Annotated in this window: 19 protein-coding genes and 2 pseudogenes; 14 read left to right on the top strand and 7 right to left on the bottom strand. The window is 62.2% G+C overall.

Annotated features, from left to right (window positions below; genetic code table 11):
* Positions 1–2: 2 nt before the first annotated feature.
* The 8 genes from ACX9OW_RS16760 to ACX9OW_RS16725 all read left to right on the top strand — a co-directional run bounded on the left by ACX9OW_RS16760 (position 3) and on the right by ACX9OW_RS16725 (position 10,660).
* Positions 3–746, top strand: a complete 744-nt coding sequence (locus tag ACX9OW_RS16760; protein ID WP_111187091.1) for a pyridoxine 5'-phosphate synthase — start codon at positions 3–5, stop codon at positions 744–746.
* Positions 747–823: 77 nt separating this feature from the next.
* Positions 824–1,915: a PA0069 family radical SAM protein gene (locus ACX9OW_RS16755; RefSeq protein WP_065174073.1), complete on the top strand. Its 1,092-nt coding sequence runs from the start codon at positions 824–826 to the stop codon at positions 1,913–1,915.
* Positions 1,916–2,109: 194 nt separating this feature from the next.
* Positions 2,110–5,358: a DUF6531 domain-containing protein gene (locus tag ACX9OW_RS16750; protein WP_459062590.1), complete on the top strand. Its 3,249-nt coding sequence runs from the start codon at positions 2,110–2,112 to the stop codon at positions 5,356–5,358.
* Positions 5,359–5,372: 14 nt separating this feature from the next.
* On the top strand, positions 5,373–7,529 hold the full coding sequence (locus ACX9OW_RS16745; protein ID WP_459062589.1) for an RHS repeat-associated core domain-containing protein: 2,157 nt from the start codon (positions 5,373–5,375) through the stop codon (positions 7,527–7,529).
* Positions 7,526–7,963 carry a hypothetical protein gene (locus tag ACX9OW_RS16740; RefSeq protein WP_459062588.1) on the top strand — a complete coding sequence of 146 codons (438 nt, stop codon included), beginning with the start codon at positions 7,526–7,528 and terminating at the stop codon, positions 7,961–7,963. Before ACX9OW_RS16745 ends, ACX9OW_RS16740 begins: the two co-directional genes overlap by 4 nt.
* Positions 7,964–8,946: 983 nt before the next feature.
* The gene (locus tag ACX9OW_RS16735) at positions 8,947–9,207 is read left to right on the top strand and encodes a hypothetical protein (RefSeq protein ID WP_154582414.1); all 261 of its coding nucleotides are present in this window, start codon (positions 8,947–8,949) and stop codon (positions 9,205–9,207) included.
* A gap of 41 nt (positions 9,208–9,248) precedes the next feature.
* Complete coding sequence (locus ACX9OW_RS16730; RefSeq protein WP_459062587.1) at positions 9,249–9,785, top strand: hypothetical protein; 537 nt, start codon at positions 9,249–9,251, stop codon at positions 9,783–9,785.
* A 437-nt stretch (positions 9,786–10,222) separates the two neighbouring features.
* On the top strand, positions 10,223–10,660 hold the full coding sequence (locus ACX9OW_RS16725; protein WP_253161728.1) for a hypothetical protein: 438 nt from the start codon (positions 10,223–10,225) through the stop codon (positions 10,658–10,660).
* A gap of 118 nt (positions 10,661–10,778) precedes the next feature.
* Here ACX9OW_RS16725 and ACX9OW_RS16720 read toward each other — a convergent pair.
* Positions 10,779–10,994 (bottom strand): annotated as a pseudogene (locus ACX9OW_RS16720) (transposase); the annotation flags it as partial.
* A gap of 500 nt (positions 10,995–11,494) precedes the next feature.
* Here ACX9OW_RS16720 and ACX9OW_RS16715 point away from each other — a divergent pair.
* Positions 11,495–12,250, top strand: a complete 756-nt coding sequence (locus tag ACX9OW_RS16715; RefSeq protein ID WP_459062586.1) for an RHS repeat-associated core domain-containing protein — start codon at positions 11,495–11,497, stop codon at positions 12,248–12,250.
* Complete coding sequence (locus ACX9OW_RS16710; RefSeq protein WP_459062604.1) at positions 12,247–12,840, top strand: hypothetical protein; 594 nt, start codon at positions 12,247–12,249, stop codon at positions 12,838–12,840. Before ACX9OW_RS16715 ends, ACX9OW_RS16710 begins: the two co-directional genes overlap by 4 nt.
* A 34-nt stretch (positions 12,841–12,874) precedes the next feature.
* Here the strand turns inward: ACX9OW_RS16710 and ACX9OW_RS16705 are convergent.
* From ACX9OW_RS16705 to ACX9OW_RS16690, 4 genes and pseudogenes are all read right to left on the bottom strand, one after another.
* Positions 12,875–12,973, bottom strand: a pseudogene (locus ACX9OW_RS16705) (transposase); the annotation flags it as partial.
* A 573-nt stretch (positions 12,974–13,546) separates the two neighbouring features.
* Entirely contained in the window at positions 13,547–14,257 is a 711-nt protein-coding gene (locus ACX9OW_RS16700; protein WP_074902476.1) for a 2OG-Fe(II) oxygenase, read from the bottom strand.
* A 107-nt stretch (positions 14,258–14,364) separates the two neighbouring features.
* Positions 14,365–15,381, bottom strand: a complete 1,017-nt coding sequence (locus ACX9OW_RS16695) for a class 1 fructose-bisphosphatase (RefSeq protein WP_459062585.1) — start codon at positions 15,379–15,381, stop codon at positions 14,365–14,367.
* Positions 15,382–15,590: 209 nt separating this feature from the next.
* Positions 15,591–16,793 carry an aromatic amino acid transaminase gene (locus tag ACX9OW_RS16690; protein ID WP_180876214.1) on the bottom strand — a complete coding sequence of 401 codons (1,203 nt, stop codon included), beginning with the start codon at positions 16,791–16,793 and terminating at the stop codon, positions 15,591–15,593.
* A gap of 171 nt (positions 16,794–16,964) precedes the next feature.
* Here ACX9OW_RS16690 and ACX9OW_RS16685 point away from each other — a divergent pair, with 171 nt between their 5' ends.
* Positions 16,965–19,079 carry a TonB-dependent receptor family protein gene (locus ACX9OW_RS16685; RefSeq protein ID WP_459062584.1) on the top strand — a complete coding sequence of 705 codons (2,115 nt, stop codon included), beginning with the start codon at positions 16,965–16,967 and terminating at the stop codon, positions 19,077–19,079.
* 25 nt (positions 19,080–19,104) lie between these two features.
* Here the strand turns inward: ACX9OW_RS16685 and ACX9OW_RS16680 are convergent, their stop codons facing one another.
* Entirely contained in the window at positions 19,105–19,449 is a 345-nt protein-coding gene (locus ACX9OW_RS16680; RefSeq protein ID WP_459062583.1) for a hypothetical protein, read from the bottom strand.
* A gap of 145 nt (positions 19,450–19,594) precedes the next feature.
* Between ACX9OW_RS16680 and ACX9OW_RS16675 the strand changes: the two genes are divergently transcribed.
* The 3 genes from ACX9OW_RS16675 (at position 19,595) to ligD (ending at position 23,475) form a co-directional block, all read left to right on the top strand.
* Positions 19,595–19,993, top strand: coding sequence for a hypothetical protein (locus tag ACX9OW_RS16675; RefSeq protein ID WP_053516083.1), 399 nt, complete (start codon positions 19,595–19,597; stop codon positions 19,991–19,993).
* A gap of 104 nt (positions 19,994–20,097) precedes the next feature.
* Positions 20,098–21,018, top strand: coding sequence for a non-homologous end joining protein Ku (gene ku / locus ACX9OW_RS16670; protein WP_459062582.1), 921 nt, complete (start codon positions 20,098–20,100; stop codon positions 21,016–21,018).
* A gap of 3 nt (positions 21,019–21,021) precedes the next feature.
* Entirely contained in the window at positions 21,022–23,475 is a 2,454-nt protein-coding gene (ligD, locus tag ACX9OW_RS16665; RefSeq protein ID WP_459062581.1) for a DNA ligase D, read from the top strand.
* A 36-nt stretch (positions 23,476–23,511) separates the two neighbouring features.
* Here the strand turns inward: ligD and ACX9OW_RS16660 are convergent, their stop codons facing one another.
* Positions 23,512–26,313 (bottom strand): TonB-dependent receptor, encoded by a 2,802-nt coding sequence (locus tag ACX9OW_RS16660; RefSeq protein ID WP_459062580.1) that lies wholly within the window; start codon positions 26,311–26,313, stop codon positions 23,512–23,514.
* Between the last annotated feature and the right edge of the window lie 90 nt (positions 26,314–26,403).

Raw genomic sequence — 26,403 nt, 5'->3', positions numbered from 1 at the left:
CGATGACCCAGCTCAGTGTCAACGTCAACAAGATCGCCGTCCTGCGCAATTCGCGCGGTGGTGCCGAACCCGATGTGGTGCGTGCCGCCCAGGCCTGCCTGGATGCCGGCGCCCATGGCATCACCGTGCATCCGCGACCCGATCGACGTCATATCACCGCCGAGGACGTAATGGCGCTGTCCACGCTGACCCGCGTCCGTGGCGTCGAATTCAACATCGAAGGCAATCCCTTCGCACCGCCACGCGACGGCTACCCGGGGCTGCTGCCGCTGTGCGCGCAGACGCGTCCGGCGCAGGCCACCCTGGTGCCGGACGGCGATGGCCAGATCACCTCCGACCACGGTTTCGACTTCGAGCGCGACGGCGAGCGCCTGCGTCCGCTGGTGGCCGAGCTGAAGGCGATGGGCTGCCGGGTCAGCCTGTTCGTCGATGCCGGCAACCCGCTGCTGGAACAGGCGGCCGAGGTCGGCGCCGATCGCATCGAGCTGTACACCGGACCCTATGCCGAAGCGCACGCCGCAGGCGACGCCGCAGCGATGCTGGCGCTGTTCGCCACGGCCGCGCGCCGCGCGCAGGCCGTTGGGCTTGGTGTGAACGCCGGCCATGATCTGTCGCAGGACAACCTGCGTGACTTCCTGGCGAACGTGCCGGAGGTGCTGGAGGTCTCGATCGGGCATGCGCTGATCGGCGAGGCCCTGTATGACGGGCTGGATGCGACCGTTCGGGGCTATCTGGCGCTGCTCTGAGGTAGCGCCGGACCCTGCCCGGCGGGGCCAATACTGTTGTCGCAGCCGCTGAGACGGCAGCGGCGTAGGCTACCCACATGGGTATCGCGATCAAAGGCCGAGGGTCCAGCTCCCACCTTGCCGGGCGCTTCGAGAGCACCGTCAGCGAGGCAGTGGACGACGGCTGGGACGTGGATGAAAGCGAAGAGTTCGCGGCCCCCCGTCTGCGCACCGAGGTACGCGCTGAAACCGCGCGCAGCATCATCAGCCGCAATACCTCCCCGGACGTAGGCTTCAGCCAGTCGGTCAATCCGTATCGTGGCTGCGAGCACGGTTGTTCCTACTGCTTCGCGCGCCCGTCGCATGCCTATCTGAACCTGTCGCCGGGCCTGGATTTCGAGACCAAGCTGTTTGCCAAGACCAATGCGCCGCAGCTGCTGCGCAAGGAGCTGTCCCGGCCAGGCTACGTCCCGCAACCGATCGCGCTCGGCATCAATACCGATGCGTACCAGCCGATCGAGCGCAAGTTCAAGCTGACCCGTCAGTTGATCGAGGTGATGCTGGAGACGAAGCATCCGTTCTCGCTGATCACCAAGAACGCGCTGGTCGAGCGCGATATCGACCTGCTTGCGCCACTGGCGGCAGAGAACCTGGTCAGCGTGCATTTCTCGGTGACTTCGCTGGATCCACGCCTGTCGGCGAAGCTCGAGCCGCGCGCCTCTGCACCGCACGCGCGCCTGCGCGCGATGAAGCGTCTGCACGAGGCGGGCATTCCGGTTGGCGTGATGGTTGCGCCGGTGATTCCGTGGATCAATGACAGTGAACTGGAAGGCGTGCTCGAAGCGGCGCACGCGTCGGGCGCGCGTACTGCCGGCTATGTGCTGCTGCGCCTGCCTCTGGAGGTTGCACCGCTGTTCCGCGACTGGCTGGACGCCCACCATCCGGATCGCGCCGCGCACGTGATGAGCACCATCCAGCAACTGCGCGGTGGCAAGGACTATGACAGCCGCTTCGGCACGCGCATGCGGGGTCAGGGGGTCTATGCGGATCTGTTGAACAACCGCTTCAAGCTGGCGCGCAAGCGCCTGGGCTTCGACGCCCAGAACAGCCACTGGCCGAAACTGGATTGCAGCCGCTTCCAGAAGCCGCTGCCGCCGAAGGTGGATTCGCCTCAGGGGTCGTTGTTCTGAAGTAGTGCGCTACTGCGGAACGCATATGGAAAACCGTGATCGCGATCTGCGCCTCGGCGACGGATACGACATCGCGACTGCACACATCGCTCTGTTCAACTGTGTGAACTCCAGATTACTATCCACTTCCTCCTGAACCCACGGTTCAGGCGAATGCGACTCCAGATCCGGCAACACAAGGAATAAAAGCGAGCATGAAGCTCCGTTCGAAAGGCGTGTCTACCACCGCCGCACTTCTGCTGCCCGTGCTGATGTCGGGCTTCCTCCTGGCTCCTCCTGCGTCCGCGAAAAAGGCAACCAGGATCTTCTATCAGAACAACAACGGGGACTCCGGAATCAAGGATCTGGACAAGATCACCGTTACCCATCTGCGTGGTCCATCAGTTGGCACTTCAGGTGTCATCTCGATTGGCATAGGGGTGTCCTACCACTCGGACGCGTCGATGCCTGCCAGGACAGCGGTGGAACAGGAAACCGACGATCGTCGTGATGACTGCGGCGAGCGCAAGGGCAACCCCGTCGTGCTCTACACCGGCAACAAGGTCGAAATCGAACGGGACTTCACCGTTGGTGGGGAGATGGGCCTGTACCTGGAGCGCACCTACAACCATCACTGGAGTGCTGCGGGCCTGTTTGGCAACCACTGGATCAGCAACTTCGACTACAGCATCGCATTCTCGAACGCGCAGAAGACGGCCTGGGCACAGCGGCCGGACGGTCGCAGGCTCAAGTTCGTCTGGAGCGAAGCGAACGGGCGCTGGAACGAGGATCGTGCCAAGCCGATCGCCTACCTGACAAAGAACAGCGATGGCAGCTTCACCCTGTACAACGAGGAGCTGGGCAGCGAGCGGTACGACGCCGCTGGATACATTACCGAGCTTCGCAATGAGCAGGGCGTCTTCTGGACATTCACGTACAGCGACAAGTATCTGCAGAAGGTTACGCATTCCTCCGGCCGCAGCATTCAGTTCGTCTGGTCCAACGGATCGCTGACACAGGTCAAGGATCCTGCGGGCAACGTCTACCAGTACACCTATACCCCGAATGCGTTCGGCACGGGGCGTGCGCGTCTTGCCAGCGCAACCCTACCGGGTTCGCCGCAGACCACGATCAGCTACCACTACGAGGACGCGCGATATCCAGGTGGCTTCACCGGCAAGTCCTACAACGGCGTGCGCTACTCTACTTTCGCCTACGATGCCAACAGGCGAGCAACGCTCTCGGAACATGCCGGTGGTATCGAGCGGCACACCTTCAGTTACGCCATCGAGAGCAGCGCGCCGGTGGCGGTCCCTCCAGCGCCAGTGCATCCAGGCGGCATCCGGGGCAACGAAGAGACGGGCTGGTGTGAGTACAGACCGGGCCAGGGCAATATCTGCATCCAGCCCCGGTCCTTGCCCGGCGGCCCAGTTCAAATCGCCGCCGACCCGAGCGCCCAAGGCGTGCTGTTGGCCGCCGCCGGGGAGCGGACCCGTCCGGTCAAACTGAAGGTCAGCGAGACCAATCCACTCGGTCGCACCACAACGTATGCCTATGAGGACGGACGCCAGGTGTCGGTGACCGGCAACCGATCAACGACCTGTCCCGCCAGTTACAAGGAACGCACCTACGATGCCAATGGCAATCCTGACCTCGTTCACGACTTTGTCGACAACGTAACCGATTTTGATTACAGCCCCGATGGCAATCTGCTGAGGAAGGCCGAGGCCGTTGGCAGCGCTGCGGAACGTGTCACGCTCTATCAGTGGGATGCGGCGGGACGGCATCTGCTGAAGGAAACGCGGGTTGGTGATCGCGAGACCAGCTTCAGCTATGACAGCCGCGGTAACGTCAGCTCGGTCACGACACGAAATCTCAGTGCTGCCGGCGTCAATGGTCAGGCCAGAACCACTCAGTACACGTATACCTACCACGCCAATGGACTGACGGCTTCCGTCAAGGAAGATGGCCCCTTGGCGCAGGACGACATCACGTCCACCTTCAATGCGAAGGGAGATCTGTCCAGTGTCACCAACGCGTTGGGGCACAGGGTGACGTACGCCGCCTACAACGAACTGGGGCAGCCGGGCCGTATCACCGGACCCAATGGCGATGTCCGTGAAATCACCTATGACGCTCGCGGCCGTGTTCTGGTAGACCGGATCAACACAGGGTCCGGTTGGGCAACGACCACAACGACGTACAACGCGACGGGCGACATTGCCAGCATCACCACACCTGTGGGAATCAAGACGCTATACAGCTACGACGCTGGCCGGCGCCTGATGAGCGAAGTTCAGCCGATTGGCGACGGCAACTGGCTGTGGACGCGTCACACGTATGACACCGCATCCAATCGCACACGCACTGAAATCGCGCAGACGGACTATTCCAGCGACAGCGTTGTCAGGGGCGTAATCGACGAGGTCACCCACGACGCGCAATGGAACTGGTTCGTGCGAGGCTGGGCCTGCTCCTCGGGATCGGCTTCGTCCATCCAGGTTGATGGCTATGCGGAGGGCGGAACCTATCTCGGCAGCGCACAGGCGAACCTCGCCAGCGAGAGCCAGGTAGCGTCCGCGTGCCAGGCAACAGGAAACGCATATCGATTCCAGCTCCCCCTCACGCTGGAACAGCGCCAGCAGCTGGGTGGGAAAAAGATCACGCTCTACGGCCACTCTCCGCTGGGCGCGCAGTACAACCGAGCTCTGGACAACTCCAGCACCTTCTCCATTCCCACCGCGCACATCATCGGTGATGTTGCAGGGATCATGAATGATGGGAACTGGAACTATTCCGTGCAGGGATGGGCCTGCTCGGTAGGAGTCAACGCCGCGACCACGGTTCATGTCTACGCAGGTGGACCTGCAGGGAGCGGCACCTACCTCGGCAGTGTGACCGGTATGTTGATCCCGAATGACGATGTGAAAGAGGCTTGCCAATCACAAGGCTCTTACTGGTTCGGACTTGCATTGGATGCAAATACACGAAGCGTTCATGGCGGAAAGCCGCTTTATGTTCATGGCATCTCTCCCTGGGGCGGCCCCAACCTGGCCATCAATCGGTCCGGCACGTTCACCGTTCCAACCATCTCGCGTACTGCTGAGCTGGTGCAGGCGTCAGCCGGCCCAGAGCACATCTTCAATGGTGAAACGTCCACGGTGACGTTCCAGTTCCGGAACACCGGCAACGTTGTCTGGAACCCCGGTGACACCTACTTGGCGCTGACGACGTTGCGGACGAGTCAATCCGTGGGGCTCAACAATACGGTGGCTCCTGGTGCCGTCGCGACCTTCACCATCAACGTCTCGCCGGTCAACAGTGGCAGCGGAGTTGCCCAGTTCCAGTACTTCGGGCAGCTCGCATCCGGTGCAACCGCCTGGGGACCTAAGGGACAGGTAACGATCAGAGCCGAGAACCATACAGGAAGCTGCAACCTGATCTTCTGTGAACAACCCCGCTAAGGAAAGCCAAGACCATGTCCACAATTGCTTTGGCCATGATGGGGCTCAACACCATCGTCTCGGCCGTGAACTACGATTACGACGAGCTGGGAAGGCTTGTCGCCGAGCGTAATGATCAGGGGCGCAATGTGCGCTATGCCTATGATCTGGAGGATCGGCTGGTGCAGACCACCGATTCCCAGAACCGGGTGAGCCGATACTCCTATGATCCACTGGGTCGATTGCTCGTACAGACGGATGCGAATGGCGGAACGACACGCTTTGCCTACGACAAGGGTGACCGGCTGGCATCTGTGACCGATCCCCGCGGCCTGGTAACGACCTACCAGACCGATGGATTTGGACAGCTATGGACGCAGACCAGTCCGGACACGGGTCGCACAGACCACGAGTACAACGCGGCGGGCCAGCGCATTGCGACGGTTCTGAACGACGGCAGCACCGTCGGTTACGGGTACGACGGGCTGGGCCGCTTGACCAGCCAGAATGCTGAGGGGCAGCAGCAGACCTATACGTACGACAACTGCGTGAACGGCAAGGGGCGTCTGTGTGCCCATTCGGCTCCAGGTGCAAGCGCGCGCTTCACGTACAACGCCGCAGGACAGCTGGTAAGCCGGACTGACCAGCTTTCGCAGGCGAACACCCTGAGTGAGGGAACTGTCAGCTACACCTATGACAGTATCGGGAGGAACAGCACCGTCACCTATCCCGATGGCACGCTCGCGAAGTACGTCTACAACAGTAGAGGCTTTCCGCAGTCCATGACCCTTACCAAGGGCACGGTGACGCAACAGATTATTGGATCCAGCGTCTACTCGGCCCTGGGAGCGCGGCAACGCATGCCCTTTGGCAACGGCCTGGCGCGCAGCTACGCGTTCGATCAGGGCGGCCGCCTGGAGGCCCAGGCGGTGCGGAATCAGCAGACCACCGCTCTCAGCCGCACGTCATACCGCTACAACGGCGACAACGAGATCATCAAGATCAACGACGATGTGACGAGCAACCTCAGCCAGGTCCTGGGCTATGACGCACTGGGACGCCTGAGTACGCTGACACGAGCTGGCATTGCCTATACGCTTTCCCATGACGCGGGTGGGAACTACACCGCGCTCAACGCAAAAACAGAGGCAACCCGCTACGTCATCGACGCAAGCAGCAACCGGATGCTGCAGTTCATCAACCAGGATGGCACCCGTACGTATCAGTACGATGCGCTCGGCAACAGGATCAGCGAAACATCGGGCAGCCGCATCTCGACGTTCACCTACGGCCCGTTCAACCGGATGATTCAAAGCAACGTAGGCGGGCAACGAACGGACTATCTGCTCAATGCCCAGGGGCAGCGCGTGGGCAAGAGCAGCGCGAGCTCGACCAGTCGCTACTTCTATGCAGGTCAGAACCAGCTTCTGGCCGAACAGACCGGAAACACCTGGACGAACTACCTGTGGTTCGGTGGTGAGCTGGTTGGCATCGACAGGAACGGGTCGGTGAAATTCGTTCACAACGACCATCTGGGGCGGCCGGAATATGCGACCAACAAGGCGCAGCAGGTGGTGTGGAAGGCATACAACTATGCGTACGGTCGCAGCGTCCTGAAGGACGATATCGGTGGGCTCAACATTGGTTTCCCGGGGCAGTACTACGACAGTGAGAGTGGGCTCTGGTACAACGGATTCCGTGACTATGACGCGAGCGCCGGGCGCTATGTGCAGAGCGATCCGATTGGGTTGGCGGGTGGGGCCAATACCTACGCCTATGCCAATGGCAACCCAGTAAGCCTTGTCGACCCATTGGGGCTGGAATGGGTAACCATCGGATATGACTATCACGCTGTATCAAACTATGGCACATGGTGGCTGAATCGCCTGAACGACAGAGTCTCGCATGGAATGGAATCAAACATTCCGGGATCCAATCCCAATGAGTTTTTGAATACAAAGAGGGACGTCATTCAGGAGTGGAAGATTGATTGTCCTGAAGGTGAGAAGAAAAGCGGTGAGCGCCGTCGCGAGATAAGGGAAGGGACGCAGCGTAGAATCACGCAAAAATTCGTTTATGGCCCGGATAGCTGGGCAGTTGGTGGCTACTCCTACCATTGGAAACCAGGCGTGCCAAATCAAACCAACATGACTATCGTGGAGCTTATGCAAAAATCCGGAGTGGGGCCATGAGGGCTGAAGGCACGAGCAAGTCTAGTACTACGATTTGGCTGATGTTATGGGGCTGGATGGATATCATTGGTTTGGCATCTATGGTGGGAGCAAACGTCTACCAGGGGCGGGTTCCATTTCTTTCGGACATATCGGATGCGATCAAAGCGCAGCAAATGTATGGAAGCGCATTTCCAGTCATTGTTTCTGCGGTGAGCGTAGCTCTACTGGCTTCTTTTGTTGCGTCCGGATACCTGTTGATCAAGGGGAGGAATGCAGGGCGACACCTCGCTTTTATTCAATCTCCATTTAGAATTCTTCTGTTCATGCCGTCGCTATTTTTTCTGGAGTACACGGGCGCTTTCAAACAGCACTCGTGGGCCCTAGTTGCAGCCCTGGTGCTCACAGAGCTTGCAAAGCTATGGTCGATCAGGCGCCGTCCAGCCTCTGACTAGCTGGATGGCGAATGAGAAGTATGGGGTTGCTGATGCCGGGCTCCGCAGTCTCACATGTTGCCTGGTATTTGCGATTTTCCATAAATAAGTCCCACGCAATTAATTCCATCAGGTCAGGAGAAGGTCGCTCGGCCGTTATCGAACTACTCGGTACCTGGATATGCAAGTGCTGTTGCAGAAGCTGCTCCCACGGTATGCGAGCGAGTTCTGCAGCGGTACTTGGAAGGAGCGCCTGTGGGTTGAGTTCATCACTCAGCATCGTCCACAGCAGAACGGGATGGTCGAACGGGTTATTCGGGCACTCAAGGAGCAGTGCGCGCGGCGACATCGCTTCGAGGGCCATATCCGCGACCTACGGCTAATCGCCGGTCGAATTGTCTTCTGCAACCAGCAGTGACCTCATCAGGCCCTCCACATGATGACCCCAGATGCGGCCCATGCTACTGCGTTAACTGCATGGAGAAAAAATGAGCAATTTGCTATTCAGCGCTCTCATCAATCTGCTGGGATTCGTTGGTCTTGGCGCAGTAGGTATTCTCCCGCTCCGTTCATGGCTGGAGCTGGAGGCTAGCCATGAAACGGAGCTAGGCGACTAGGAATCGAGCGATCTTTTTATCGATGCTGGCTGTTACCAGCGCAGCCCTCTGGAGTGCGCTGCAGATCCTGCGACATCTCTTCAACTGCCTCACCGGGGAATACTGTGGTCCAAACGTCGGAAGCGGATGGAGCTATCTGGCGACACTGGGGGCAATCTACGCACTGTTCGAGATGTTGGTCCTGACAACGCACGCAACGCTCAGAAGCAGGGGCTGACTTGTCGGTTTGTACTTTCGGTCTACCTCGATTTTTCGGAAAGACAAAAGCTGCCGATGCAAGCGGGATGGACCAGATGAGACCCCGATCGCGGTGACAATAGGGTGCATTCATGGAAGCTGCGACCACCAGCTATGGAAGAAACATCAATCAGGATCTGGAAGAAAAATGTGAATAATGCCAAGTTTGTAAAGATCTTTCTTTTGACGGCGAGGGCTACAAGTGTCGGCGCCTTGGTCTATTTCTACAGTAGGGCGTCGTCGCTCTACCGTCTTGTCAGAGAGTGCCTTGATCATGTGGAGGACGTTCCTGCGTTTGAAGCCTGCAAGCGTCATCCGGACTCAATTCAGTTTGAGCTCATTGGCATGACGGTGGCGTTCTTCGCGATTCTTGCGCTGACAAACTGCAAGATTCTATCTGCGGAAAAGTAAGGGAAAACAGAGTCATCTCCGATCTCGGAAAGAGACGGCAGTTGGGGAAGTGGATGGTAAAGACCAAATCGTTTTTCCGGTCGCTGCTGTACGTGGCGGTGGCTGTCCTGATAGGTGCGACCTACCTCTCAATGGGCCGTTCGATAGGAGGCGGAGATTGGAATGGGAAGCCAACGGAAGCAGAGTTGCGCGGGGCTGCCAGGACGTTCGTGCTGCCTTCTGGATTCCCTCCGACTGATGTCCAGATTCTGCAGAAGGTCACCTTCCTGGCGGTGGTCTTCGACGCTGAGCTCGAATCTGATCTAGAGCAGGTCGCTGCCTTCTTCTTGAAGCAGGCAGCAGAGAACAAGTGGCAAGTGAAAATGGACAGACAGCAGACCGACTACCGCCTGATGGTGTTCTGCGATGGCCGCTTGGCACGCTCGGTGGAGCTGACCGTCAGGGGGCGGATCGTCAAGCTGTATGGCGGGATCTACTGGGAGTCGAACAGGAACAGCGACATGTATTGCTCGACGGCTCTCCAGTTGGCGGGGGGATCAATACGTATGCCTATGTCGAGGGGAACCCGATCAGCATGATCGATCCACTTGGCTTGATCGGGTACCTGTGTCAAAAGGGAAACAATGTTGGTATCTCGATTCCAATCAACTTCCAGGGTGCAAACTCCGCACAGATATCGCAGGCAACGAGGGCGATCGAAAGCGCCTGGAGTGGAAAGATCGGGGCCTACAACGTAAAGACAACAGTGAAGTCCATTCCGGTTTGGCACACCGCCACGACTAACGGAATCGCCATCCGATCCGGAACACGCGAGTCGTATGTGCAGATGCCTTGGGCCAACGAGGGAGTCTGGTATATGCCCGGCCAGTGGGGAGACGCGACATTGGCTCACGAGTCAGGTCACTTGTTGGGTTTGGCTGACCATGGGACCGGAATCATGGGCAGAGATCTCAGTGTCCCGTGTCCGAGCAGAACATACAGGATCTCCTCGACCCTTCAAATGAGGCCATAATCCGTGTCTGTCAATGCAGTAACTAGAATTTCATTCTCCATGGTTCTGCTGGCGATGCTCGGCTGTCAGGCGACCGAAGGTAACACCACACTCAGCCATCGATATGGGATATGCGCCAACCTCCCAGTTGGTGTTGAGTTTCGAAAGGTCCCACCCGGACCTGACTTTGATCTTGGGGTTATGGAGTCTGAGGGGCATTACGCGGAAGTCTTCATCGGACGTCACCCAAAGTTCTCTCATCGCGTCATCAAGAGGGGCGTAACCGCTACAGATGGATTCGAGCTTTTGGGCCAGGAGTCCGGCGATGGCGTGGAAAGAATGCTGTACGCATATAATCGCGGTGACCTTGAAGGTCCGAGTTACGTCATGTTCATGGCCGTCGATATCCGGCCGATGAAGAAAATTCTGAATGCAAAGAATTTTCTCGTGAGTTGCAGATAAACATAATTTCGCAGGCCTTGCCGCTACTGTACTCTTTGCCCGAGTTTCAAACCTTTCAGTTCGATCGAGAAGAAGATAACGGCCGAATGCAGAAAATACGGCACCGATATCGGCGGTCTCAACTTGTAAGTGCAACACGTGATCTGGATGCCTGCAGTTCGGTATTCATGGCCTCTGCAGGTGTCTTCCAGCCCAGCGTCTGACGCGGTCGGGTATTCATCAACCACGCTACATGGTTGAGATATTCCTGGGTGGCCATGGACAGATCCGCGCCCTTGGGCAGAGACTGGCGCAGCAAACCATCGATGTTCTCGTTGCTTCCACGCTGCCATGGCGGCTGCAGTTGCGAGCAAGTACCCGTTACAGCTAGCTTCTCGTACTGCAGTTGCCTACGCTGTTGGTTCGGCGTTCGGTCGCCAAACTGGACTTAAGGTCGCAGGTCTTGCGGCATACGGATCTGCAATCAAAGCAGCACACAACAGTTATGGCGCATTGGCAGCTGCGGCTGTGGTGGGAGAGGAGAGATGAATTGAAATCCCATTCAAGTTTTCATGCCCCAGTTGCGGTGCTCCGGGTCAGGGCTTTCCGCTTCGCCGTTCGATCGAGAAGAAGATAAGGACCGAATGTAGAAGCTGCGGAACCGAAATCATTTCGGAGCTGGGCCACGTTAAATATGCAATCTGCTACGTAATCGCTTTGGTTTCTGTGGCGCCCATTGGCATTGTCCTTGTTGCCGGAATTTTGACCGCACGGTGGCTATGGGTAGCTGCAGCACTCATCCTTGCCAGCCTCATTTGGACTTCGACATTGCTTTTCCATTCGCGGAACGCCAAAGTGCTCATCGCCGACAGGATGACCGGAGCGATACGGGCGAACGCACACGCCAAGCACGTAGCTCCTTGTGGTGCTCCCCCCGACAGCTTCTGCGCACTCTGGGGGCGGCCGGAGTACGCGACCAACAAGGCGCAGCAGGTGGTGTGGAAAGCGTACAACTATGCGTACGGGCGCAGCGTCCTGAAGGACGATATCGGTGGGCTCAACATTGGTTTCCCGGGGCAGTACTACGACAGTGAGAGTGGGCTCTGGTACAACGGATTCCGTGACTATGACGCGAGCGCTGGGCGTTATGTGCAGAGTGATCCGATTGGGTTGGCGGGAGGGATCAACACGTATGCCTATGTTGGAGGGAATCCGGTTAGCCGAATTGATCCATTCGGGTTAACGCAATGCGATATCGATGCTGCATTTGCCTTCGCAAAGAGGATGAATCCAGATATCAAGTTTGGAGCCGGTGCGCCAAAGGCCGATATACCGCGCGGCGGTGTTGAGGGGGAGGCACAACTGCGGGGAGGTGACGGATATATTCACCTCAACGAAAGGTACTTGGATGTGCTTGATTGGAGTGGTGTCTATAATTTGCTTGACACGATAATTCATGAAGGGCTGCACTTCACTCGCCCGATAGGGTTGCAAGAGAAGTCGAACAACTACGATCATCGATATATTAGCCCTGAGGCAACTCGGCGAGCACGTGAGCAAGTCTACGATTTCAACAAAGAGCGGAAGTCGCAGTGCGGGTGTGACCAATGATCTTGCTGGCTAGAATCCTGTTGCTAGTTCTTCTTGTTGCATCCTGCAGAACTCAAGGGGGCGTCAGGGCGAGTGAGAGTCACGAGTGCATCATCGTTGATGATGCAGAAATTGTGACGTCATCTCTTGGTGGATTGAACGAGTTCGAATCGAATTTGTGGGCTGCGAATTCCGGTCACCAGCTCCGATCCGGCTCAAGCTCTGTTCTATCCTTGAGAATCTTCTCCGAAAGGGAAGGCGTTGCTGATTCGCAGTATTTCAGAAAAATAACGGGTTACCCGAGTAGTGCCGACGCTCTAGGGATGAAGAAGCTTCGCTTGGAAAATGGACATTTTTCGAGTGGATGGTCTGGATTTGCGTACAAAGCTGACTTCTGGACTTCCGACGAAATTTCCGTTGACATAAATCCATTGCCTGGCCGCGAAGGTGTCGTGGAAGTTACGGGTATGATTGGCGCGGCAAATTCCTATAGACGAGAGAAGAAGGAATTTGATCTTCATTTCACCTGCAAGCTAGCCAAGCGCACGTTGACAGAACTGAGTCCATGGCAAGGCGGCGCTGGTGATATCTGGCGCTTTTTTTATCCGTAGGCAAGGTCGGGTAGCTGATTGGCCGGGTAGGCTCAATGCCCATCTTGCGGCACACCTCGCTAACCGCCATGCCCAGCTCGACCTGCTTGAGCGCGTACGCAATCTGCTCCTCGGTGAAACGGGACTTCTTCATCGCCTGATTCCTCGTGATCCACGGGGCGCATGCGGGGCGAAGTCTCTACTTTACGGTGGCCCGGTTTTCTGGGAGTGGGTCAAACTTCAACTCAGTCACAGGCCTGACTAAAGGAATCCGGAACATGCTACGAGGAAATGCTAAGTTGTCGGACGCGAACGAAGTCGCAAAAGGGATAAAAGATAACGTAACGGACCCTGCATCGCCCTGCGATTGTGGAAAGTAAAAATTATGAAAACACTTTTCTGGCTTGGCATGGCATTTCTATTGATGCTTCCGGTGAACTTCCTCGTGGTGACTATTGGCAGAATTCTGTCGGGCGAGGCTTGGGGAGAGAAGGACATGGTAGGTCTTGGCATGGCGATATTCGGAGTAGCGGCGGCCGTCATTCTGTATAGACGGCGCCCACTCGGAAGCTCTCGACGACAAGGCAATCGTTGACGCTGATGTCAGTCGTCCGCTGTGTCGCCTTTTCCTTACGCCGCGTACCGGATGTATTGCTCGACGGCTCTCCAGCAGGCGCTGGCAGGACCACCGACCTGCCAGAACCTATCCGGCGATGTCCGTGATGCCTCAACCACCCCCAAACAACTTCTGCGCACTCTGGAACAGAATCCAGCTCGTCGCGATGAACTTGTCGCCGCCCTGGGGCCGATTGCCGCGATGGGTGTGGGTGAAGGCGGTCGGAGCGATCAGCAGGCTGCCGGTACGCGGTGCGATCTTGCGGCCCTGGAACAGGAACTCGGTTTCGCCTTCGTCGAATCCATCGTTGAGGTACAGCGTCCACAGTACATGCCGGTGCAGCGTTTCGGCCTGCGCATCCTTCGGGTACAGCTCGCAGTGCCAGTACGGGTAACCGCCCTCGCCTGCGGCATACCACTGCAGGTTGATCGCGCCCGGGCGCAGGCAGGTGCGCGCCAGGTCGGCCAGCTGCTGCTCCGGCATGTCGGGGAAGTCCTCGGCCGACAGGCGTCGCGGCTGACCATCGCTGTCCTGGATCTGCAACATCAACGGTGCGATCAGCGCCTGTGGATAACGGCGTAGATAAGTCAGCAGGCCCTTGAACACGGCCTGCTGCAGCTGTACGTCGACGTCCTGCCAGCCCTCCAGGCCGCTGATGCGCAGGTCCTTGCTGTGCTTGAGTTCCGGGAACACGCCGCTGCCGACGGCACCTGGCATCAGGCCGCGGGTGGCACGCAGGCGCTCGACGATGGCAGCACAGACCTCCGTGGGGACCGCGTTGTGGATGACTTCGATGAAATCGACCGGGCCCTGCTCGTGCATGCGTGCATTCCTTCGGCGGCAAGGGCTTGATGGTGCCGTTTGCCGCCGTCGGTGTCACCCCACGGTCATGTCATCGAACTGCCATGAGCGCGTCCGCAGTGCGCCGCTCAGGCCTGTGCGGCGTCGTGCTGGTGGTGGTAGCGCACCGCCTCGGCCACTTCCTCGCGCGAGCCGAGAAACACCGGCACGCGCTGGTGCAGCTGGTCGGGCTGGATGTCGAGGATGCGCTCGCGGCCGGTCCAGGCGGCACCGCCGGCCTGCTCGACCAGCAGGCCCATCGGGTTGGCTTCGTACATCAGGCGCAGCTTGCCGGCCTTGGACGGATCCTTCCGGTCCCACGGATAGATGAAGATGCCACCGCGCGTCAGGATGCGATGCACATCGGCCACCATGCTGGCGATCCAGCGCATGTTGAAGTTCTTGCCACGCGCACCTTCCTTGCCGGCCAGCAGATCGCCGACATAGGCCTGCATCGGTTCTTCCCAGTGGCGCTGGTTGGACATGTTGATGGCGAATTCCTGGGTGGCCGCCGGAATCTGCATGTTCTCGGTGGTCAGCACGAACTCGCCCTTCTCGCGATCCAGGGTGAAGGCATGCGTTCCGTGGCCCACGGTGAGTACCAGCTGGGTGCTCGGCCCGTAGATGCAGTAGCCGGCCGCGATCTGCTTGCTGCCCGGCTGCAGGAACGCGTCATCGCCCGGCAGTTCGACGTTGGTCGGGCAGCGCAGCACCGAGAAGATGGTGCCGACGGAGACGTTGACGTCGATGTTGGAGCTGCCGTCGAGGGGATCGAACAGCAGCAGGAAATCGCCGCGCGGGTAGATGTCCGGCACCGGCTGGCTGTGGTCCATTTCCTCCGAGGCGCAGGCGGCGAGGTGGCCACCCCAGGCGTTGGCTTCGAGCAGGATCTCGTTGCTGATGACATCCAGCTTCTTCTGCGCCTCGCCCTGCACGTTGCCGGTACCGGCGTCGCCGAGCACGCCGCCGAGGGCGCCCTTGCTGACGGCGATGGAGATGCTGGTGCAGGCGCGGGCGACGACCGCGATCAGCTGACGCAGGTCGGCATTGATGCGGCCGGCGTGCTGTTCCTGGATCAGGAAGCGGGTCAACGAGGTACGGGACATGGGCGGACAGGTCTCGGCAGCGGGAAAACGCCTATTGTCGCCCGTCTGGCCGCTGCGTGCGTGAGCGCGGGAAGGCGTAATCGTTTCCAGATGCGCTCGTAGCGCCTTCCTTTTGTCGAGGCTCGTGGGAAGGGGAGGCGATGCAGGACACGCTGCAAAAACAAAGGCGCCTTCCGGCGCCTTTGTCTTCAAGCCACTGGAGCGTGGGTTCAGCCCTTGGCCACGGTGGCCACGGCCTTGGCGACATACTCCAGGTTGTTCTGGTTCAGCGCAGCCACGCAGATGCGGCCAGTGCCGACGGCGTAGATGCCGAACTCGTCGCGCAGGCGCTCGACCTGCTCGCGGCTCAGGCCGGAGTAGGAGAACATGCCCGCCTGCTCGTTGATGAAACCGAACTGCGGGGCGCCGGCGGCCGCCAGCTTCTCGACCAGGCCCTGGCGCAGCGCGTGGATGCGTTCGCGCATCTCGGTCAGCTCCTGCTCCCACATCGCACGCAGTTCCGGGTTGGTCAGTACACCGGCCACCAGCGCTGCACCGTGGGTAGAGGGGCTGGAGTAGATGGTGCGGATCACGCGCTTGACCTGCGACTGCACGGCCTTGGCGTCGGCGGCGGTCGGCGCCACCATCGACAGTGCACCCACGCGCTCGCCGTACAGTGAAAACGACTTGGAGTACGAGTTGGCGACGATGAAGCTGTCGATACCGGCTTCGGCGATGATGCGCACGGCGGCGCCATCCTGCTCGATGCCCTTGTCGAAGCCCTGGTAGGCCATGTCGATGAAGGGGAACAGCTGGCGGTCCTTCAGCAGCTGCGCGACCTGCGTCCACTGCGTGACCGTGAGGTCGGCACCGGTCGGGTTGTGGCAGCAGGCGTGCAGCAGCACCACGCTGCCCGGCTGCAGCTTCTGCAGGTCGGCCAGCATGCCGTCGAAGTCGACACCGTGGGTCGCGGGATCGAAATAGGTGTAATCCACCACCTCGAAGCCGGCGGCACTGAACACCGCGCGGTGGTTTTCCCAGCTCGGGTTGCTCAGCGCGACGGTGGCGTGCGGCAGCAGCTTCTTGAGCACGTCGGCGCCGACGCGCAGCGCACCGCTGCCACCGACGGTCTGTGCGGTGGTGACGCAACCTGCGGCCAGCAGCGGCGAATCCTTGCCGAACACCAGCTCACGCGTCGCCTGCGTGTAGGCCGGAAGGCCGTCGATCGGCAGGTAGCCGCGCGGTTTGGCTTCGGCGGCGAGCTGCTGCTCGATCTGCTTGACGGCGCGCAGCAGCGGAATGCGGCCGCTCTCGTCGTAGTAGATGCCCACACCCAGGTTGACCTTGGTCGGGCGGCTGTCGGCGTTGTATGCCTCGGTCAGGCCCAGGATCGGGTCGCCTGGGACCAGTTCCACGTTTGCAAAGAAGGACACGGCGGTACTCGTTCGGTAGACGGAAAGGGGGAGGAATTGCGCCACGCGGCTTGCGGCATTTCGGCCGAAAACGGCCCATCGTAACAAAGCCTGCCGGGGCTGGCCGCCACCATCGTCATCCGCGGCCCCGTACCATGGCGTGCGTTGCCGACCGATCCATCAACCTGAATCATGAATCCTGCCGCACGCCGCAATCGCCTGCCCCTGTCCGCCCTGCTGCTGTCGCCGCTGGTCGCGATGGCGGAGCCGTCCACGACCGCCCTGCCCCCGGTGCAGGTGCAGGCAGCCCGTGTGCAGGGGATCGATCCGTTCGCCCTGCCCGCCAGCCAGGATACGGTCTGGATCGATGCTGACCGCGCCGGCACCGGGGCGCAGCTGTCCGAAGCATTGGGCGGGGTGCCGGGCCTGCTGGCCCGCGACCGGCAGAACTTCGCGCAGGACACCCAGCTGTCGATCCGGGGCTTTGGCGCCCGCTCGACGTTCGGCGTACGCGGCGTACGCGTGCTGATCGACGGTGTGCCGGCGACCATGCCCGATGGACAGGGCCAGCTGTCGCACGCCAGCCTGCTGGGTGCCGAACGCGTGGAGGTGCTGCGTGGACCGTTCTCGGCGCTGTACGGCAATTCCTCCGGTGGCGTGCTGCAGGTGTGGAGCGCGCAGGGCCGGGCGGGCGACCCGTGGCGGCTGCGGCTCAGTGCGGGCGCGGACACGACCCTGAGCGTGGGTGCGCAGCTGCGCGGCGCGGGTCAGGTGCTGGACTACAACATCGCGGCCAACCACTTCCGTACCGATGGCTGGCGCGACCACAGCCGTGCCCGGCGCGAATCGCTCAACGCCCGCGTCGGCGGCGAACTGGCAGGCGGGCGGCTGGAGCTGCTGCTCAACGCGCTGGACGCACCCGATGCGCAGGATCCGCTGGGTCTGACCCGCGCGCAGGTGGCGGCCGACCCGCGCCAGGCCACCGCCGTCGCTCATCAGTACAACACCCGCAAATCAGTGCGCCAGCAGCAGGCCGGCCTGCGCTGGAGCCGCGAGGCCGGCGCGCAGCGGTGGCAGCTGATGGGCTATGCCGGCCAGCGCTCGGTCACCCAGTATCTGGCGATCCCGCCGACGGCCCAGGCCAACCCGTTGCATGCCGGCGGTGTGATCGACCTGGACAGTGGCTATGGCGGCCTGGACGCGCGCTGGAGCTGGCAGGGCGAGGTGGCCGGCCGACCGCTGGACCTGGTCGCCGGGCTCAGTGCGGACCGCCAGCGCCAGCAGCGCACCGGCTACGAGAACTTCGTCGGCAGCATGCTGGGCGTGCGCGGGCGCCTGCGCCGCGACCAGATCGACATCGTGCAGAACGTGGACCAGTTCGCCCAGGCCTGGTGGCAGTGGAGTCCGCGCTGGTCGCTGCTGGCCGGCGTGCGGCACAGTGCCGTGCGCTTCGAATCGGACGACCGCTACATCACCGACCGCAATCCGGACGACAGCGGCCACCGCCGCTACCGGGCCACCACACCCGTGGCCGGGATCAGCTTTGAAGCCCACCCGCAGTGGCGCCTGCATGCCGCCGTGGGCCGTGGCTTCGAGACACCGACCTTCAATGAACTGGGCTATCGCGCCGACGGCCAGGCCGGGCTGGCGCTGGATCTGGCGGCAGCGCGCAGCCGCACGCTGGAGATCGGCAGCAAATGGCATGCACAGGATGGAATGCAGCTGGATGCAAGCCTGTTCCGCGCAGATACCGACGACGAGCTGGCCGTTGCCAGCAATATCGGTGGCCGCAGCACCTACCGCAACATCGGCCGTACGCGGCGCCAGGGCATCGAACTGCAGTACCGGCAGCCGCTGGCCGAGCAGCTGGAACTGCAGTTGGCCTGGACCTGGCTGCAGGCACAGGTGCGGTCGCCGTATCTGACCTGTGCCGGCAGTGGCTGCCGTGTGCCCGATACCCGCGTGGATGCCGGCAGCCGCCTGCCAGGTGTTCCGCGCCAGCAGGCCTTTGCCCGCCTGCAGTGGACCCCCGCGGACTGGCAGTGGGCGGTGGAAGCCACCGCGAGCAGCGATACCGTGGTGAACGACCTGGCCGACGAACGCGCGCCGGGTTACGCCCTGCTGCATCTGGAAGGGGGCCGCCAGTGGCGGCTGCCCGGAGGCGAGCTGCGTGCCTTCGCCCGGTTGGAGAACGTGCTTGACCAGGCCTACATCGGCTCGGTGATCGTCAACGATGGCAACGGCCGCTACTACGAGCCCGGCCCGGGCCGCCGCGCCAGTGTCGGCCTGCAGTGGTCATGGCGCTGACCTGACCGGCGGCGCCTGCGGGCCGTCAGTCGGGCGCCTTGGCCGGCACGAACGGTGACGTCGGGTCGCTGGCCGGGAACGTTTCCTCCAGCGCCTCGTCCTGGTTGTCGCTGGCGTGCTGCTTGCGTTCGCGTCGCTTGAGCGGGCTCTCCTGCCCTCCCCGATGGCGGTCGCCGCCGTCCTTGCGGTCCAGCGCGGCCTGTTCAGCCTCGCGCTTCACCGGCAGATGCTCGCCGGACTGTGCGGCGTCGAAGAAGGGCGCGCCCGTGCCACGGAAGTCGGCATCATCGTTGTCGTGCTTGCCGCGCTGCTCGCCGGGAATTGGCGCACGGTTCTCGCGGAGCGGCTCTCGGGAGGTCTCTCGGCTCATGATCAGGTACCTGGGCATGGGGAGGACCACTACACCGCCACTGAGGTAAAGGCACCGCGAACCCTGCGTCATGAACATCTCTGTCACGGCTGGATAACGCTGCCGCCGGTATTCCTGCCCACCCGACCCGCTGCAGGAGCCGGTCATGCCCCGCCTGGAACGCCCCGCCCCGTCCGTGTTCAACGCCCTGCTCGATCCGCTCGGCCAGCGCACCGCGCAGCGCCGGACGCGTCGCCACGAAGATCCGCAGGCCGTGGCCCAGGATTACCTCCAGTACATGCTCAGCGATTACGAGGAACGCCGTGGTCACGGTCATCGCAACTGGCGTGACCTGTGCCCGGTGTATGCCTTCGCACTGACCACGCATGCGGCGGACTGGCCGCGTGGGGATGCGGCCGATACCTGCGAGGAGCTGGCCGAGCATTGGGAACAGATGCGAGGGCAGTCGCGGCTGGGCTGGTCGCAGGCGCGGCCGGTGGTGGAAGACGCATGGCGCGCGCTGGATCATATTCCGGCAGCGGCGGTAAGACCCCTGCTGCAGTGACCTGGCCGGGATGCTGCGCGCCGACCCGGCGTGCACGGCATCGACACGGGTGGTTTACACCCGGCACCGGAAGCTGACGGTCCTGCTCAAGCACAGGTGCGCGCATGGCCCGCCCGATCTGGACCGGAACACTCTCCTTCGGCCTGCTCAACGTGCCGGTGTCGCTGATGTCCGGCGAACGCAAGGTCGATCTGCAGTTCCGCATGCTCGATTCGCGCGACCGCAAACCGATTCGTTTCGAACGGGTCAACGCCGATACCGGTGAGGAGGTCCCGTGGAAGGACATCGTCAAGGCCTACGAGTACGACAAGGGCAGCTATGTCGTGCTGGAGGAAGGCGACATCCGATCGGCGGCGCCCGAAAGCCATGAGACCGTGGAGGTGGAGACCTTCGTTGACGCGGCGCAGATCGATCCGCGCTACTACGAAAAGCCCTATCTGCTGGTGCCGGGCAAGAAGGCCGAGAAGGGCTATGTACTGCTGCGCGAGACGCTGCGCAGCACCGGCAAGGTCGGCATTGCACGGGTGGTCGTGCGTACCCGCGAGTATCTTTGCGCGGTGATGCCGCAAGAGCACGCCCTGGTGCTGATGATCCTCCGCTATCCGCAGGAACTGGTCGATCCGGAGGACCTCAAGCTGCCCACCGGCACCCTGTCCGAGTACCGCATCACCGGCAAGGAAACGGCGATGGCCGAGCAGCTGATCGAGTCGATGGCTGGCGACTGGGATCCGTCGCAGTATCACGACGAGTTCCGCGAGCGCCTGCAGCAGGTGCTCAACAAGCGGATCAAGGCCAAGGGAGGCACCACCCGGGTGGACGAAGAACCTGCACCGCGCGAGGACGCCACCACCAACGTGGTCGATTTCATGGCCCTGTTGCAGAAGAGCCTGGATGCGAACAAGCGAACCCCCGCGGGCAAGACGGCCGCGCGCAAGGCGCCGGCGAAGAAGGCGGCCGGCAAGACAGGCAGGAAGACCGCGAAGAAGGCAGCGAAGAAGGCCGCGCCACGGCGCAAGGCAGGGTGATCCATGTCGCTGCATCAGTACCGGCGGAAGCGTCGGCTCGGCGGCGGCAACGGGCCGACGCCGGAACCGGACGACCAGCCGGCGCCGGGTGATCCGAAGCGGCGGCCGATCTTCGTCATCCAGCTGCACCACGCCAGTTCGCGCCATTTCGATTTCCGCCTCGAAATGGACGGCGTGCTCAAGAGCTGGGCGGTGCCCAAAGGGCCATCGCTGCGCGTTGGCGAGAAGCGGCTGGCGGTGGAAGTGGAAGATCATCCCCTGTCCTATGCCGGCTTCCAGGGCGATATTCCCGAGGGCCACTACGGTGCCGGTCACGTGGAGGTCTTCGACCACGGCACCTGGGCATGCGCGGGTGATCCACTGCAGGCGCTGGCAGCGGGCAAGATCGATTTCGTCCTGCATGGCCAGCGGCTGGCCGGGGGATGGAAACTGGTGCGGACCGCGATGAAGGGACGCCAGGTGCAGTGGCTGCTGATCAAGCGCGAGGACAGCGAGGCCCGCGACGCAGAGGCCGACGACCTGCTGCACGCGCCATTGCATGAACACCCCGGGAGCGCGAAGAAGATGACGGGCAGGAAGACACGCAAGGCGGAGTCGCGCTGGCACGCGCGCGCGCTGAAACTGCAGGGCGCCCGCGACCGCCCGTATCCGCGTGCATTCAAACCACAACTGACCGACCACCGCGATGCCGCGCCCGATGGCGATCGCTGGCTGCACGAGATCAAGTGGGATGGCTATCGCCTGCTGGCCGATCTGCACGGCGGTGAAGTGAAGCTCCGCTCGCGCAACGGGCTGGACTGGACCGGGGACTTCCCTGAAGTCGTGCAGGCCGTGCAGGCGCTGCCGGTTGATGACGCGCGCCTGGACGGTGAACTGGTAGTGCTCGACGAGAAGGGGCGCAGCGATTTCGCCGCTCTGCAGCGGGTCATCGATGGCAGCTCGAAGGCGCCGCTACGCTACCTTCTCTTCGACCTGCCCGGCGTGGCGGGAGTGGACATCAGCGCGGCACCGCTGCTTGAGCGCAAGACGCTGCTCAAGGCGTTGATCGGCGACACGCCCGGAACGCTGGCGTTCAGCGATCACGTCCTCGGCCATGGGCCGCAGGTCTTCGCCGCCAGTGGTAAGGCCGGGTATGAGGGCATCGTCAGCAAGCAGGTGGACGCGCCCTACGTCAACGTGCGTGCGCGCAGCTGGGTGAAGGTCAAGCATGAGGATACCGATGAGTTCCTGATCGTCGGCCATACCGCGCCGAAGGGCTCGCGCGTGGGGTTCGGATCGTTGCTGCTGGCAACTCCCGACAAGGACGGCCTGCGCTACGTGGGTCGCGTCGGCACCGGCTTCGACGATGACAGCCTGCGCGCGCTGGCGCGGACGCTGAAGCCGTTGGCGGTGGAGGACGCTGCGGTGGCGCTGCCCGCGCACGTCCCGTTCCGCGCCGCCAGCGTGCACTGGGTGAAGCCAGTGAGGGTGGCCGAAGTGGCCTTCCGTGGCTGGGGCAAGGAGGGGCTGCTGCGACAGGCCAGCTTCAAGCGGCTGCGCAGCGACAAGAGCGGCGAGGATCTGGCGATGCCTGCAAAGACCACGAGCAGCGACGACGCGGTTGCCATCAGCCACCCTGAGCGTGTGGTCTTCGCGAAGAAGAAGATCCGCAAGGGCGACGTGGCCGACTACTACCGGCAGATGGCGCGCTGGATCCTGCCCGGGATCGTGGGCAGGCCCCTTTCGCTGCTGCGCTGCCCTGATGGCGCGGGCAAGGCCTGCTTCTTCCAGAAGCACCACGGCCCGGGCCTGGGCGACGCCGTGCATGCGGTCCCCCTGCAGCAGAAGAGCGGTCGCGAGGACTACGTCTACATCGACGATGTACGCGGCCTGCTGCAGCTGGTGCAGATGAACACGCTCGAGCTGCATCCCTGGGGCGCCACGGTTGCCGATCCCGAACATCCGGACCGGCTGGTATTCGATCTGGACCCCGGTGAGGGCGTCGGCTGGAACGAGGTCAAGGCCGGCGCGCGCGACGTGCGCGACCGGTTGCAGGAGATCGGCCTGCGCAGTTTCGTGCGGCTGTCCGGCGGCAAGGGCGTGCATGTGGTGGTCCCCCTGCAGCCCGCCGCCGACTGGGAACAGGCCAAGGCATTCTGCGAGGCCTTCGCGCAGGCGATGGCACAGCAGGCGCCCGAACGCTATGTGGCAACGATGAGCAAGGCCAAGCGCGGCGGTGTGATCTTCATCGATTGGTTGCGCAATACGCGTGGCGCGACCAGCGTCTGCTCCTGGTCGCTGCGCGCCCGCGAAAGTGCGGGCGTGGCGGTGCCGCTGCGCTGGGAAGAGCTTGCGCGGATCAAGGCGGCCGACGCCTTCCCGCTCGACAAGGCGCTGGCACGGGCCAAGCGCCTGAAGGCCGATCCGTGGCAGGGCATCGATGCGGTGAAGCAGACCCTGCCGTCGCTCGATCTGTAGGGCCGGGGCATTGGCCACGGCCCTGCAGCGGCGGGCTCAGAAGTCCGCGCGGATGCCGAAGGTGATACGACGGCCGGAGAACTCGTACTGGGTCGGGAAGGCCTTGTCGATGGTGTAGCCGGTGGTCTTCTCGTCGAGCAGATTGATCGCCTCCAGGTTCAGCTTCCAGGTGTCGGTGAGGCGGAACCCGATAGAGGCATCGAGCTGGCCATAGGCATCGCGGTAAACCGGATACATGTTCAGATGGATGTACTCGACGTACTTGTCCTTGTAGTTGTACGAGGCGCGCGCGCTGAAGCGATCGTTCTCGTAGTACAGGGTGAAGTTGTACGCCTTCTCGGCCAAGCCTTCCGGCGGCGTCGGGATGTCCAGGTCGGACGCGCCGGTGAGTGAGTTGTCCAGCTGGGTGTAGTTGGCATTGATGCCCCAGCCCTCCAGCGCCGGGTGCAGCATCGACAGCGGCAGCTGCGCGACCAGTTCCACGCCGGTCACCTTGTAGGAACCGTCGGCGTTGACCGGCTGGTAGACCTCGAAGTCGTAGTAGCCGTCCAGCGAACCGTTGGCGTTGAGTTTCTCCACGTTCGGCACGATGCCGGTCAACGACTGCCGCACCACGCCGTCGATCTTCTTGGAGAAGTACGACGCGGCCAGCAGGCCACCGTTCTGCAGGTAATTTTCCAGGCCCACTTCCCACTGCCTGGCGGTGGTCGGCTTCAGTGCCGGGTTGCCGTCCATGAAGCGGAAGCTGCTCCAGCTGACGGTGCGTCGGTAGGCGATGTCGGTCAGTGATGGACGCATCAGCGTTTCCGAGGCAGCACCGCGCAGCACCAGGCCGTCGGCGATCTCGGCGGTCATGTTGAAGCTGGGCAGGATCCTGCTGTAGTCGCCGCTGCTCGAAATCGGCGTCGGCGTGTAGCCGTTGCTGCCATCGGCGTTCTGCACCGGATGGAAGCCTGACGAATCGACGTCGGTGTCGATCGAACGCACGCCGAGGTTGGCGTACACCGGTACCTGTCCGATATCGAAGTAGAGATCGGCCATGGCATACAGGGCCAGGGTCTTCTCCTTCACCTCGTAGTACTGGCCCGGATCGATCGGGGTTTCATAGCCCGGGTAGCGGAACGTAGCGCGCGCATAGGCGTTGGAAACCTGCTGCCAGTCCAGGTCGCTCGGGCGATACGCACCACCCGGTGCCAGCTGGCTGATCCACACCGGGTTGCTGTCGGCCAGCGTGCGCGTATTGACCCACGCGGCGCTGCCGGCGGCCGGGCCCTGGATCTTGCCGCTGCCGAACGCGCGTTCCTTGGTCTTGTCGGTGTAGCGCGCGCCGAACTGCACGCCGCTCAGTGCCGGGAAGAAGGCCAGGTTCATCTGCCGCCTCAGGTCGAGCTGCGCGGCGTACTTGTCATCCTTCACCTTCTCCAGCTCGGTTTCGTACGCTTCGAACAGGTACTTGTCCGCGGCGTTGTACATGTCGAAACCGCCGGTTGTGCTCGGCACGGTCTCGCCGCCGTTGCGGGTCCAGCGCGTGCGCGACGGCGCGTAGGCCACGTGCTTGAGGTTGGCGTAGTCCGAGTCCTTGCGCGCGCCGGAGTAGCCGACCAGCGCGTCGATGTCCCAGTTGCCCACCTTCCAGTCCAGCGTGCTGCTGAACTGACGGTAGTCGGTATTGGCGTTGCGTTCCTTGCTCAGGATTTCGTGCTGGGTGGCGGTGTAGGACACGTCCTTCAGCACGGTGATGCCGTAGGCCGACAGCGTGTCACGGTCGTAGTCGTGGATGGTGTCCAGCGTGCTGCGGCTGGAGGCCGAGTACGCTGCGGCATCGTACTCGTCCTCGTGCGTGTCGTAGCCGCCGAGCATGGCGTCGAAGCTGAGCGAGAACGTGTCGCTGGGCTTGAACTGCAGCGAGGCGGTGGCGCCCCACTGGTCCTGCTCGTTGAGGTAGACGCGGTCGCCGACCTTGTCCTGGAAGACAATCCGGCTGGTTTCATCCTTGTCCATCCGGTTGCTGACGACGATGCCGGCATCGCGCGCCAGCACCGCGGCGGCCTGCGAACCGCGCGTACCCGACGCCTCCAGGAAGCGGCCCATGGGACGGAAGTTGATGCCTGAGTTGGAGTCGGTGCGGTTGGTGCGCTTGGCCTTGGAGAACGACACCAGGCCGCCCCAGTTGCCCCAGGTGTCACTGGCGAGGAAGGAGATCTTCGGATCGATCTTGCCGTTGATCGAGTTGTGCGAAGCTTCGGCCGACGCACTGAACTTCGGCTCGGGGAAGTCGAATGGCTTGGCCGTTTCGATGTAGACCGAGCCGGCGATGCCGCCTTCCTCATCGGCGGCGGTCGGCGACTTCTGCACGGTCACCGTCTGCACCACGTCCGAGGCGAAGATGTCGAACTGCACGTCGCGTCCGCCACTGCCGGAGGCCGTCGCCAGGTTGTTGATCGAGACCAGGGTGAACTCGCTGGGCAGGCCGCGCACGCTGACCCTGCTGCCCAGGCCCTTGTTGCGTTCGATGGTGACACCCGGCATGCGCTGCAGCGCTTCGGCGAGATTCTGCTCGGGAAAATCGGCCACGTCGGTGGCGACGATCGAGTCGGAGAAGCCGATGTTGGCGCGCTTCAGGTCGACGGCGCGCTCCAGGCTCCGTGCATAGCTGCCGGTCACGGTGACCGTGTCCAGCTGCTGCAGCTGTTGGCGGGTATCGCCATCGATCGCCTCCTCGGCCATCGCTTCGACGGGCAGCACGGCCAGGCCGCCGATCAGCACCGCATGTACGGCGCGGGACAACAGCTTCGCTTGGGGGGCCGCGGCGGCGGCCTCCCGGGTCTGGTAACGCATCGGATGATTCCCCGGTTCCCTGTGGTGTCTTACGCCGCGCCTGTTCCCGGGTTCCGTGGGTACAGGCCCCTGCGCCGCGTTGCCGACGTT

The sequence above is a fragment of the Stenotrophomonas genospecies 5 genome, from assembly GCF_054473825.1.
This window is presented reverse-complemented; position numbering and strand designations above follow the sequence as displayed.